9 protein-coding genes are annotated in these 12,938 nt (G+C 52.3%); 1 reads left to right on the top strand and 8 read right to left on the bottom strand.

The genetic code is table 11. From position 1 onward, the window contains the following. Positions 1–57: 57 nt before the first annotated feature. Positions 58–1,926, bottom strand: a complete 1,869-nt coding sequence (locus tag IPJ96_08740; GenBank protein ID MBK7910431.1) for a T9SS type A sorting domain-containing protein — start codon at positions 1,924–1,926, stop codon at positions 58–60. A gap of 10 nt (positions 1,927–1,936) precedes the next feature. Beyond that, positions 1,937–2,446, bottom strand: a complete 510-nt coding sequence (locus tag IPJ96_08735; protein MBK7910430.1) for an RDD family protein — start codon at positions 2,444–2,446, stop codon at positions 1,937–1,939. Positions 2,447–2,516: 70 nt separating this feature from the next. Between IPJ96_08735 and IPJ96_08730 the strand changes: the two genes are divergently transcribed. Then, positions 2,517–2,834, top strand: coding sequence for a rhodanese-like domain-containing protein (locus tag IPJ96_08730; GenBank protein MBK7910429.1), 318 nt, complete (start codon positions 2,517–2,519; stop codon positions 2,832–2,834). Here IPJ96_08730 and IPJ96_08725 read toward each other — a convergent pair whose 3' ends face one another. The 6 genes from IPJ96_08725 to aroC form a co-directional block, all read right to left on the bottom strand. Further along, a complete protein-coding gene (locus IPJ96_08725; GenBank protein MBK7910428.1) occupies positions 2,835–3,761 on the bottom strand; it encodes a DUF2279 domain-containing protein in 927 nt (308 codons plus the stop codon). It lies immediately after the preceding gene. Between the two features lie 16 nt (positions 3,762–3,777). After that, complete coding sequence (locus IPJ96_08720) at positions 3,778–5,382, bottom strand: gliding motility-associated C-terminal domain-containing protein (GenBank protein ID MBK7910427.1); 1,605 nt, start codon at positions 5,380–5,382, stop codon at positions 3,778–3,780. 169 nt (positions 5,383–5,551) lie between these two features. Further along, positions 5,552–7,150, bottom strand: coding sequence for a DUF4139 domain-containing protein (locus IPJ96_08715; protein MBK7910426.1), 1,599 nt, complete (start codon positions 7,148–7,150; stop codon positions 5,552–5,554). 46 nt (positions 7,151–7,196) lie between these two features. Further along, complete coding sequence (locus IPJ96_08710) at positions 7,197–9,128, bottom strand: OmpA family protein (protein ID MBK7910425.1); 1,932 nt, start codon at positions 9,126–9,128, stop codon at positions 7,197–7,199. Then, complete coding sequence (locus tag IPJ96_08705; protein MBK7910424.1) at positions 9,125–11,806, bottom strand: AsmA family protein; 2,682 nt, start codon at positions 11,804–11,806, stop codon at positions 9,125–9,127. Before IPJ96_08705 ends, IPJ96_08710 begins: the two co-directional genes overlap by 4 nt. Positions 11,807–11,851: 45 nt before the next feature. After that, a complete protein-coding gene (gene aroC, locus IPJ96_08700) occupies positions 11,852–12,934 on the bottom strand; it encodes a chorismate synthase (GenBank protein MBK7910423.1) in 1,083 nt (360 codons plus the stop codon). Between the last annotated feature and the right edge of the window lie 4 nt (positions 12,935–12,938).

Raw genomic sequence — 12,938 nt, 5'->3', positions numbered from 1 at the left:
TCAGCTATAAAAAAGAAAGGCCGGGTTCAACGCCCGGCCTTCCTTTTTTCATGTAGGTCAATGCAATACTTGTAGTCGCCTTGTCACTTGCTGATTTCCTGATGTCAGTCGGATAAAATACAACCCGCTTTTCCAGTTTGAAACATCGAGCACCAGAGGAGAGATAACTCCCGTATCCCGGCCTGAACGGCGTAGTGTGCAGCGTCCATCGGGCAGGAAGACTTCGATCGAAACTCCTTCGGCCGAATACTCCGTATTTTGAAGCTGAAGACAAGCGATTCCGGATGCCGGATTCGGATAGAATTGGGAAACACTCCTGTCATCCAGCAAATCCATGCCGGTGATCAGATTGACGGTATCGACGGTGGCATTGATCATCAGATCCTCCGTTTCCCGTGTACGGTAGATCGCCCAGGCATTGCTTAACACTTCATAGGTGCGGTTCGAAAAAGGTCCGATCAGGTCTTGACCGAGGCTGATGAATTCTCCTGCCATGTTCCAGGCAACATAAAATCCGCCGCTGTTGATGACGATCGGTGTTGTCAGCTGCAGGCTGACCCAACCCGGTGTGGTAAAGGTAGCCGGATCGGCATACACGGAATCCAGACGCGTACCGGGTGCTCCGCTGCCGCCGTTATCATCGAAAACGGTCATGTAAAAACCAACCAGGTTCGGATTGGCCTGGATATAGGCATGCACCTCTGTGACCTTACAGGGATAGAATGGCGGAATAAAGTGTACGCCCGCTCCACCATTGCCCGCCTGCCAGTTCAAGCCGACTCCGCTCGCGGATCCGTTGTCAAAGGAAAGCCTGACCGGCAGCACCGTGGTATCCACGACAACGATCTCAACAGTCGATGAATCATTGGATGGTACCAGATCACCGGGATACAGGGTACGGCTGACCTGTAAGTAGGTTCCCACTCCATCCGGGCTAAAAGTTTCCGACATGGTGATATCGGAAGTCGTTTGAGGCGCCATACCGGCTTGTGTAACGGTATCGTCCACGATCACCGTTCCGGTAGTTCCGAAATTGTCGGTTGCCACATACGAATAGACATTGAACGCATTGCAGGTGGTATTCCCGGTGTTCTTGACCTGTAATTGCAGCGGCCATGGCGCTGCGGTTCGGTCACTGATGAAAACGCCTCCATTGGATGGATTGTTGGAATACGTGCAGCTAAGATCGAGTACCTGATACGAGGTGGTGGCGGGATAGTAGAATTTTACCGCATAAGGTGTAGCCAGATAATTGACACCCGGAACATTGACCGGATTCAATAAGTGTTGCAGTCCGACCCCGCCGGTGATGTTTTCAATACCCGACGACCAATAGGTTGCCGTCCCCCCGTTGTATACTCCGTTTTGGGACAGGTACTGGAATGTTATGGAACTGTCGACACTGGTCAGGATGATCTGAAAACTGTTCGAGCCGATATAGTTCGGCGCTGCCGGATCCCAGAAGGGAACATCCACCCAGGATACCACCAGGCTGTCGCCGGTCGGGCTTTGCCAGGAATAACACCGGCCGGGATTTCCGGTACCGTCGAAATTCAGGTCAGACGCCATGGCTGCAATGAAATTATGCGGCTGGCTGGTGCTTGGTATGGAAGGAAAGGAAGCCGATAACTGACCATTCTGGAAGGCAATGTAACCGTTGCTGCCGACCCAAAACTGATCGACATCGTACCAGTAATAGTGGAAATCGAAATTCATGTTGAAGGGCCCCTTGGTATTGTCATCCGACAGATTCTCCACGAGGTTGACGCCCGTTCGGGTGGTAAGATCGATCCAGTTGAACACTGGCCCGGCCGGGTCGAGGTTGTCGCGCCAGACATAACCGTAAGCGTCAGGTCCGCCGCTGCCTGCGAATGCTTGCTGAGCAAGTAATAGACAGGCACTCAGGATGCGTAGCGTTCTTTTCATGTAAGTGGATTTAGGATTGTGAGGGATTCGATACAACGAGGCATTCCGCCATCAGGTCATGCAAGGCCTGCCTCTTTTCCGTGAAGGCTGCCATGATGAAACCAATGTACAGGATCATGCCGGAAATGATCTTTCCAAAATACCGGCCGGTGGCGCGCAGGAAAGTTATCCTTTCGCCATTCAGATCAGTAACCCTTAAGCCTAAAGCGATCTTTCCGACCGTGGCTTGCCGGGAACTGGATTCCATCAAAGCGTAGTACAACCAACCGATAATGGCCAGTACTACATACAGGATTGCCGCGCCGCTGAGAATAGCCATGAACAACATGGCCTGATCGTCTTCCGACATGCCTTCCGCATCGATACCGCTGGCAACCGCACCGATGCCTAACATTCCAAGTACCGGAACGATTACGATCATGTGCAATGCGCCGAGTATCAAATAGTCGATCAACATCGCTGCAAACCTTCGCCAAAAGCCTGCATATACAAGGATTTCAGTATTCGTGGTAGAGTCCATAAAGCAGATGGGTTAGTGTGTGAATGGACAATTTAAGTTATTTTTGAACTGTCTCAAAACCAAGAGGTTCATGAAGGAAGTCACCGTCCAGGAATTAAAGGAGAAACGCGATAATGGAGAAGATTTTCAACTCATCGATGTACGGGAATCCTATGAGTTCGAAGTTTGCAATCTTTCCGGAGAGCTCATCCCGATGGGGACCATCTTCGAACAGATCGATCGCATTGCCCGCGATAAAGACGTGATTATTCATTGCAAATCCGGCGGTCGTTCCGGTGTCGTGGTCCAGGAACTGGAACGACGGTATGGCTTCACCAATTTGTACAACCTGCGCGGTGGGATACTCGCCTACGCCCGCGAGATCGACCATTCGATTCCCACGTATTGATCAGAAGTATAACCAGTGGCCCTTCACACTCCTACCCGGTGAAATTTCCAGGGCGGGGGCCGGTAAGTGGATCAGGTTGATCACACTTCCCACCGCTTTCAGGAACCGTGATCGTGTCCGGATGCGCGATAGCTCCACATCAACACTGAGATAGAATTGCCTTCGGCGTTCGAAGGATGGAATCGGTACGCCATCCACGGCAGGAGGATTTTCTTCACCTCCGGTCATCCCGTCGGCACCATAACCGATTGCGACACTCAACCAGCGGGGAAATTTTTCGTTCCCCTTCAGGAAACTTGCCGGGTTTAGGACTGCCCAGCACGTCATTCCATTGTAGTCCTTCAGGATCCTTTCTGGAAACGTTTCACCGAGTACCTCCGGTCGAAACCGCGCATATTCGGAGAGGTGAAACGAATATTTCAGTGTGATACGCTGCTCCTGCCACAATAACTCTTGCGAAAGGAATGCACCTGTACCAAAGCTGTTCGCCAGCATATCCGGTACGGAGAATCCCCATTCGGCGGAAAATCCGTCAAACACTTCAATGGTGGTTTGGTAAAGGAACGCGATACCTGCACCGTAGAGCGCGGATCGGTGAGTACCATGTCCTGCCCATCGAAAGGTCCTGGCGAGCGGCTTGGCGATCGAGTACGCATCCCAGGCATGCGCAACTTTATCCATTTGTTCCCATTCACCGGCATCGTTGAAAAAGTGGAAACCTGACTGAGGATAATCTTTATACCATTGAGCATACAGCCAGGTCATGCTCAGCGGATACAAGCCCAGGGTTGTACCGGCGATCAGTCTGGTTCTCCCTGGATGTGGTCGTGTCGCGTTCTCCCAGGGAGAAAGCAATGGGATGCCGGATGAATCGGACTTCTCCTGAGCCATCGCTACCGAAGCGGATTGGAGCGCAAGCAGCAGCAAGCAAAATAAACGAAGATCAGTAAAGCAGGGTGACCCGTCCTGTCTTTTGTTGCTCACTTCCATCGGTGGCAAGATACCGAAGCAGGCAGACATATGTGCCGGTAGGAGCCGGCTTACCGGACAACTTTCCATCCCAGCGGTCATATGGTCCCTGATTCAGGAGAATAGCATTTCCCCAGCGGTCGTAAATGTTCCAGCCGATAACACGCTCCAATGGTCCTACGGGCGACCAGGCATCGTTAATACCATCCTGATTGGGTGTAAAGGCATTCGGCAATAAGGGTTCGCCCAGACAATCCAGTCGCACATGTAACGTATCGGTACCGGTACAACCGCGTGCATTGGTCACTTGCAAAGCAATTACGCCTGAATCTGAAATGAGCACAAACGGTCCATCATCCCCCGTCGACCACAAATATTGATCAAACACTCCCCCGCCCAGTTGCAGGGGCCGGTCCGGGCAGACAAACGTGTCAGGGCCCAACTCGGGACGAACGTACCCGTCGGGACGAGTTTCAATGCCGGTGGAGACTTCCAGCGAGCAACCGTTGCTGACCGAAACGATTGCGTCGTATACTCCTTCCTCAAGTCCCAAAAGGCTATCTCCGACAACCGGAACCGGAAGTTGCCAGACAGTCGCATGTGCAAGACCGGAAGGCAGGACTTCGAGGGAGACGCTCCCATCGTTACCACCGGCACAGCTAACGGCTTGTGTTACCGAGGTAGCGCGCAGCACGTTTATTTCCTGCGTTCCGACTGCCGAAGCACCGCATGCATTTTCGGTTTCCAGGGTCACCGTATAGGTGCCTGGAGTTAAAAATGTATGCGAAGTTCCGGAGACAGTCTCCGAAGAAGAACCCGAAGTTCCGTCTCCGAAATCCCAGGACCAGGATTGATTACAGGAAGGATCGGCATCCGAGAATTGCACCGTGGTTTCATTTACACAGCTAAACAGAACACCTGCAGTAGCAGCGCTGGAACTTTCCCGGATCTGGAAGGCATCGAATGCGAAACCATCGAAGTCATTGCAAGTGGTACCCGAACCGAACGTAACCCGAAAGCGCACTTCCGGTTGTCCGGCTAACTCACGTACGCAATGGCGGGCGGTTACCCAATCGCCGCTGCCATTCCCGCCGCGACAGGAACCTGAAGTCGGTTGCACGTTACCGGACCAACCGGATCCCGGATTGACAAACCCGGAAAGATTATTGATGCCTGAACGGTTGAACCAATTTTCCGAGAGGCAAGTACCGGATTCATTCGCGTTGCCAACATTCACCCAAGAGGAACCCCCATCGATCGAGTATTGCAAATTGGCGCCGTCGTATTGATACTCGGTTTCCCAGAAAACCATCAAGGAGACTTCCGGGAACTGTAATCCGGAAAAATCGAAACAGGGACTTTCCACCCACGATCGTTCCCCGAAGTTGTAAAAAGAAAGCGTTAGTCCGCCGGTAATCCAGGAATTCAAACCGTCGCCGGCCGTACGAATAACCGGTTTGCCCGGAGTACCCAGCGCCCAGTCATCATTCGAGCCACTGCTGCTCCACCCTCCGTTACCGACTTCAAAACTCTCGAAATAGGGAAAACTACTGACGGTGGAAGCGCATTGCGCGTTCAACCATTTCGGAAAAGCGGAAATTAGCCCGAAAACGAGTAAAATATTGTATATCAGCTTCTTGCTCGCCATTCCGTGCTGCAAAAAAACGGAAAATGCGCGAATCTTCCCAACGCCGGATGTTAAGGAAATAAGAAACGCCGCCTATACAGGCGGCGTTTCTCCTTCTTGATTAAAGGCCCGGAACTGGTCGGTCTTTCGGGTGTTTGACCGTGTAGTTGAACTTGCGGTTTTCCGTTTGGTTGGAACCTATCGACAACCTCCACGTCAGTTTGCCGCTAACTTCATCGTACGAGGCACCGGAGAAGTCTCCGGTTTGTACCTTGATGTCTTTGTCACGACTCACGGGGAACTGATCTTCGAGTACCAGATTGATGGCCTCGCGTTTCGAGTTCCGCACTTTGATCTCCCAGGTAGTTTCATGGACCTGCGTACCGCCGATGGTTTTATTGGTGGTCAGTTCTTTCAGTTTCTCGCGTGTAATGACAATCCGTTTATCACGGCCGAGTGAAAGATCCAGGGTGTCCTGTGTGGCGTTGGGATTGATCGAAGTTTCTCCGACATAGCTTCCTTCAAAATAGACATTCGCTTGTCCAGGCAGCAGGTTCAATGCATCCCAACCCGTGACACGTGCCAGCAAGAAGGCATCCCGGTCCAGACGCGGTGCTGCATAATAGGTGTAGGTGGCCGGAAGTTGATGGGACTGGATATCGACCGTGACCGGTTTGCCGTCGCCGTTCAAGGTATACGGAAGGGTGATGTCAAAGTCGGTGGCCAGTTGGTTCTCATTCATCTGAACAATCGGCGCGGAAAGCTCGACGGCCTGGCCCATCGCCAGATTATCATCCCGCATGGCCGGTACCGCTGACAGTTCTTTCAACTCTTGTTTCTGGCGCCCATAGTAGGGCTGAAGAAAATCGAGGTACCACGGATTCAGTTGTGGTTTTGTACCACCCAGACTCGGATTGCCTGTTGAAAGTGTCAGCCGAACATTCTCCCATTGCTCTCCCGTAGCATTTGTCACCTGTGCTTTATAAGACAACTGCACCGGACTCGCCACGTCTTTGGCACGGATATCATACAGCGGCGACCAGGCGACACCCTGCACATAGTAGCTCAGGGAAAGGTTGACACTGGTGCGTTGACGGGCAGTCAGGGTGACCAGAATGGTTCCGAACGGATGATTCTTCCTTGCATTCAGTTCATTCAATTGTTGTGTGACGCGAGCCAGGCGTTCACTGACTTTCTTCTTTTCCCGTCCCGAATCGATGAGTTTGATGCGCAGTTCAATCATGCGTTGTCGGAAAAAATCGGCTACTTCCCGCAGGTTGTCGACATCCACACCTATGTTTGAACCACCCACCGCTTTATTGGCATTCAGCAGGGTTATTTCATCGTTGTACACCTGCTCCAACCCATTCACTTTGTCCAATTCCAACTGAAGCGTTTTTGCCGAGTCCTCGAGTTGACGGACCTCCGGTGATTTTCGGTCTTCGGTCAGGTACTCCATCCTGAAACCCACTCCGGCGATCACCGCTTCTCCTGTTCCGCTCACACTGATCGAACTCTTATCGATGTACTGCGACAGGTTTTCGATCTGCAGTAAGGTGGTGCCGGCATCGATGGTGGTTTTTGCTTCCCGATTAACCTGCGCTCCATTGAGGAAGACTTTTACGGATTTCACGTCGGATTCCGTGATCGATCGCACTTGCTGTGCGGATACCGGTATCGCGATCAGGAGAGCGAATACCGGGGCTAGAAAGTACTTCATGCTGGATTTTTTAAGTGGAGCACGGTGCATAGCATTTTCCATACCATTAATTCTGGGAAACCACGAAAACCGTCCTTCGGTTCTTCGCACGTCCGGCTTCGGTAGCATTCGGGAAAAGCGGCTTCGTTTCGCCATATCCCTTATGCGTCATCCGGGTAGCGGTAATGCCCTGACCGACGAGATAGTCGAAGACGGCCTTGGCGCGACGCTCTGAAAGCGCCATGTTATCACCTGGGTTCCCGACATTATCCGTATGCCCCTGAATGCCGACCCGCAACTTCGGGTTCAACTGCAGATACTCCGCAAAATCATCCAGGACGGTCTTGATGGTGTCGTTGATCTCGGAAGAATTCGTTCCGAACAGGATATCGTTGATCGGGTACTGTGCCCCTACTTCCAGCTTCTTCAGTTGAAGATCGCTGGTAACTACCAATGGTCGGGCCGTGTCTTTCCGTGATACATACTGGGATTCGAACGCATAGCCTTCTTTCTTAACGGATACCAGGAGGTCGTGATCGAAGTTTACGACGAAGGCATATTCACCGGTCACGGAATCGACATCGATCCTGGTGAGTTTTCTTGTCACCGCATCCTTGATCTCGATCGTAGCAGGTAATGGATCAGCATCCTCCGGTCCGTTCAGATCGCCCTTTTGAAAATACACCTTCCCCGGTCGGGCGCCTTCATACAAATCGAAGGAATAGATATCGAAACCGCCGGCTCCGTTATTCAATTTGTTGGAGCTGAAAAATCCTTTTTTCCCATCGGTGCTGACAAAGAATCCCACTTCATCGGCTTCCGTATTGATCGGATAGCCCAGATTCACCGGTTTGCTCCAGTTACCCTTCTCATCCTGTCGGGAAAAGTAAATATCGTATCCGCCCAATCCAGGCAGACTGTCGGAAGAGAAATACAAGGTCCGGGCATCGCTGTGAAAGAAAGGCGATTTATCATTCCCGTTCGTGTTGACGGGAGGCGGGAGCTTACGCGCCTTGTTCCATGTTCCATCATCCGACCGCGTTGTCACATAGAGATCAATTCCCGTGGCTGCATCCCTTGCTGAAGCGAAGTACAACGTCTTCCCGTCCGGCGCAATGGTCGGCTGCGAATCCCATTGCTTCGGGTCGTTGACATTCGGGCCGAGATTCCGGATCTCTCCCCACTGCCCATTTTCGCGATCCGAAGTACAGATGTCGAAATTACCCTTTGTATTGACCGTAAAGAACAAGTGCTTATTGTCAATCGTGATCGTTGCCCCGCCTTCGTTGTTCGAGCTTGCCTGATTGAAGGGTAATGGCATCGGGGCACCTCGCTCAAAAACGCCCAGACCGGTGCGTTTCGAAAGCATGAATTTCTCGACGCTTTGCGGCACCAGCATGTTCTTGTCCTTCAGTTCAAAGCGGCGGGTGAAAAACGCCAGGTCCTGGTCGGGTGATATGTACGGCAGATACTCGGGGTCGGGTGTGCTCAGGTCTTTCACCGGTTGCGGGTCAAAGGGTACCGGATGGGCATAAAGCTTCGCCCTTGCCAGCATCAATTCGGCCTTGGCACCATGTTCTTCGTTGATCCGGTCATGACCTGTGAATTTTGACAGGTAGCGCTCCGACTCCTTCCATTTCTTGAGGTCATAATACAACCAACCCAGCTGATAATAGGCTTCCGGATCGACCGACTCGCAGAGTTCGATCGCCTTTTGCAAACTCTCTTCCGCCAATCCGAATGAGCGTTTCTTCAATGCGGCATAACCTTGCAGCAAATAAGCGTCTGCATATTCCGGATCCGCGTCAATCGCTTTTCCACTGGCATCCAACGCATCTTCGTACTTGCGCGACTTGTAAGCCGACTCCGCCTCCTCCTGGAAGCGGAGGGCTTTTTTATTCTCCGACTTCGGGCATGATTGCGCAACCGCCAGGCAGGAGTTCAACAGCAATGTTCCCGCGATCAGGAACCTGCCAATAGGACAAACGGCTTTTATCACTTCTTCTTCTTGAACGGATTGAATTCGTCGATCATCTCCTTCCCTTTCTTCTCCGCGGCTTTCTTCGCGCTGTCGGCAGCTGCTTTCGCTTTCGCTTCCGCTTCTTTCTTCAAACGATCCGCTTCCGCCTTGGCCTTTTCCTTCTCGGCGTTCAGCTTTGCTTCCGCTTCCGCCTTGAGCTTGTCGGCCTCGGCCCGGGCTTTCGCTTCGGCTTCAGCCTTCTTCTTATCAAACTCCGCTTTGGCCTTGGCCTTCAGGTCATCCATAACCGCTGCGCCTTTTTTATTGAGGTCCGTTCCGACCTTGGGCTCCAGCACCGTACCGCCAATGGTCACATTCAACGGGACCGTCTCTCCCAAACTGAAATTGGCTCCGGAAGCATTGGCCTTGGAAACGAGACCTTCGAGTGCTGCGTTGGCGTTGCCGCCAAACGAACTCCGCGGAATCTGAACAGCCATGGTATAGTCGATGGTCTGGTCGAATCCGTTCGATCCTGCAATGGTCGCCTTGTTCCCGTTCATGGTCACATCGAACGGATCCACATAGACGCGGCCATTGACAAAACGGAAGGAAGGATTCAACGCGGGTACATCCAGCTTTTTCCAGGAGGGCATCTTCAGCGCATCCGCCAGTTTGTTGAATGCAGGGAAATTCGAAATCACAACCTGACTGGTACTCAGCTTTCCTGCACCGGTGAGGGAATTCACTACCGGGCTCATGTGTTGATCCAACTGTCCCTTCACCGTCATGGTCGTACCGAACTTGCCCGAGCAATACTTCGCCATGGGTGCGAGCTTTTCCACCGTATTAAAGGTCGCCACCGTTTTCTGCATATCGAAGTTCTTGATGTCCATGCTGAAGTCGATGTCCGGAGCTTTGGGATTCTTCGTCGAGTAACTTCCGTTCATCGCCATCGTCCCATCCATCAATTGCATGTTGACTCCACTCATCCGGACGGATTCATCGCGAACGATCAGTGAACCTTTCAGGTTATAGATATTGAAATTGGTATAGACCAGTTTGCCGATCGACGCGTTCAAGGTGAAATCGATGTTGGCAGGAACCGGAATAACACTCAGCGCAGCCGTGTCGGCTGTGGCAGCATTGGTGGAGTCCGATGCAGGCATCCACTCGTTCAGGTCCACCACCCGGGAAGTCATGTTCAGCTTGCCCGTCAGAACCCCTTCGTCTTTCAGGAAGTACGCGAGAAACTGTTCCAGGCTTCCTTCCGCCTGGATATCGGTCTTCCCTGCCTGCATCTGAAGATTCTCCAGTCGAACAATCTGGGGAGAAAAGCCCAGCTTCAGTTCAGCGATCGAAACAGGTTTCCCTACGGCAGGATCGACGTATTTGAACTGGCTCAGGAGCAAACGCCCGGCTGCTTTAAACTGATCGTACTGCTTGCGGTCGATCGACGACATGCGTCCCTTCAGTTCCAGATCGGCTTCCATACGACCACTTAGATCGGTTCCCTTTTCGAGCGGAACGAATTTCTTGACATTGTCCAGATTGATCCGGCCTTTCATCATCGCATCCAGATCGGGATCGCTGACCGGTGTCTTCAGCACCAAACGGGAACGAAACTCGTCACCACCGAGGTTGGCATCCAGTCGGGAAAGGTTGATGTACGTATGATCGGGAACACCGTCGGGGTTTTCAACCGCCAGGTTGACGAACACGCTGCGTACTTCGGCCGGCAGGCTGGGATATTTGAATCGCCCGTTATCAATATCCAACTTCAGTCCGAATCCCGGCATACTGGCGGCATTGTATCGGCCTTTGATGAAACCGGACAGGGCCATTTTGCCATTCGCCTGAATGGAAGAAAAGTCCTTGGAATAAACGGCTGGAATCATGGACAGGAAGTTCCGGAAATCGGCTTTCGGGGCGTTGAATTTCAAGTCCATGTCGATGTTGGTGTCCGGCATGGCCACCCAACCATCGACACCCAGTTCAAGTTCATTGAGCTTGAGTTGATTTTGCTTGAACGTGAACTTGAATTGCTTCATGTCCATGTCGAGGTCGGCCAGAATTTCGGCTTTTGCCGCAGCGATATACGGTACACCACCATACTTCATCGCAACGTTCGGACTGATGGTAGTGGTCGACAGGACGAACAGGTCTTGGGTAAAATCTCCTTTGCCTGCATGATTCACATCTTTAAGGCGCAGGTAAAAATCGAGCGACCGGTCATCGTAGGTTACATCCGCGTTGGAAACCGTATACGACTTCAGACTCGCCTTGAATTTCGATGGTTCACCAGCAGCGGTGGGCGTTTCAGAAGGTTTGGCAATATCCCAGTTCGCTTTCCCTTCTTTGGTGACCAGGAAATTCATGACCGCATCCGCGACCGTGACGGAGCGGATGTTGATCTCACTACCTCGGATGACCGACATGATATCGACCGTAATGCCGAGTGACTTCGCATAGACCAAGGTATCACCGGCGAAGGGGGCCATGTTGATGACCGATAGATTCTCCAACTCCAGGGAGAGGTTGGGGAAACTCCGGATCAAAGAAAGACTGGCATCCGAGAAGTCAACCGTCGCGTTCAGGTTCTTATTCGTTTCCTCTTTGATCAGGCCAACCAATTTGTCCTTGAAAAGAAACGGAGTGGCGATCAATAGCACCAACAAGACTCCGATTACGATGAAGAACCACTTCAGTATTTTTTTCATGACTTTAATTGATATTATACTAACGGGATTTTCGATAAATATTGTTTACAAGCGGGAGGAGCGGTGGCGCAGATAGTGATCGGCTAGCACCAGACAGGTCATCGCTTCGACGATCGGAACGGCGCGCGGCACTACGCACGGATCGTGCCGCCCTTTGGCTTCCAGGACAGTAGGATTTCCTCCCGTATCGACTGTTTCCTGCGGCTTCAGCAGAGTGGCGACGGGTTTGAAGGCTACGCGGAAACGGATGTCCATCCCATTGGAAATACCCCCTTGGATTCCCCCGGAATGGTTGGTACGCGTCACGATCCGGCCAGCCTTCGCAGTCGTAAAGACATCGTTATGTTCAGAGCCTTTCATGGCCGCGGCAGCGAAGCCGCTTCCGTATTCGAATCCATGAACGGCGTTGATGCTCAACATCGCCTTACCCAGATCGGCGTGGAGTTTATCGAATACCGGTTCACCCCATCCGGCTGGCATGCCACGGACGAAGCCGGTGATGACACCGCCGGTGGTATCGCCCAGTGACTTTAGCTCTTCGATATACCGGATCATCTGATCAGCGGCGGTTTCATCCGGACAACGGAGTATGTTCGCGTCAACTTCCTCGCGGCTGAAAAAGCGATCGGCAGTGGCGAACTGATAGGGACCGACACCCGAAACACAAGCGCCTACTTCCACACCGACGGTAGTCAACAGTTGACGGGCGATCGCGCCTGCAAAGACCCGGCAAACCGTTTCGCGGGCGGAACTGCGTCCACCACCTCGATGATCGCGATGTCCGTATTTGGCGGTAGTCGTATAATCGGCGTGAGAAGGACGAAAGCTTCCGGCCATGGCATCGTAATCGGAAGAACGTTCGTCACGGTTCCTGATGATAAATCCGATCGGAGCGCCGGTGGTTCTGCCCTCAAACACACCCGATAACAACTCAAAAGAATCAGCCTCCTTTCTCGCGGTGGTAATGCCGCTTTGTCCGGGTCTCCGTCGATCAAGATCAGCTTGTACAGCAGTCAAATCAATCGGCAGTCCGGACGGGCAACCATCGAGTACGCCACCCAGTGCGGGACCGTGCGATTCGCCGAACGAGGTAAGACGAAAAATCTGTCCGAAGCTATTTCCAGCCATAGGA

Source organism: Bacteroidota bacterium (genome assembly GCA_016713765.1).
Lineage (GTDB): Bacteria > Bacteroidota > Bacteroidia > AKYH767-A > 2013-40CM-41-45 > Pollutiaquabacter > Pollutiaquabacter aromativorans.
The sequence above is the reverse complement of the archived record's forward strand: the minus strand, read 5'-3'. Positions and strand labels throughout refer to the sequence as shown.

Excerpts from the sequence above, each read along its gene's own strand:
- IPJ96_08740 (MBK7910431.1), bottom strand. The coding sequence starts at position 1,926 with ATGAAAAGAACGCTACGCATCCTGAGTGCCTGTCTATTACTTGCTCAG.
- IPJ96_08735 (MBK7910430.1), bottom strand. The coding sequence starts at position 2,446 with ATGGACTCTACCACGAATACTGAAATCCTTGTATATGCAGGCTTTTGG.
- IPJ96_08730 (MBK7910429.1), top strand. The coding sequence starts at position 2,517 with ATGAAGGAAGTCACCGTCCAGGAATTAAAGGAGAAACGCGATAATGGA.
- IPJ96_08715 (MBK7910426.1), bottom strand. The coding sequence starts at position 7,150 with ATGAAGTACTTTCTAGCCCCGGTATTCGCTCTCCTGATCGCGATACCG.
- IPJ96_08705 (MBK7910424.1), bottom strand. The coding sequence starts at position 11,806 with ATGAAAAAAATACTGAAGTGGTTCTTCATCGTAATCGGAGTCTTGTTG.
- aroC (MBK7910423.1), bottom strand. The coding sequence starts at position 12,934 with ATGGCTGGAAATAGCTTCGGACAGATTTTTCGTCTTACCTCGTTCGGC.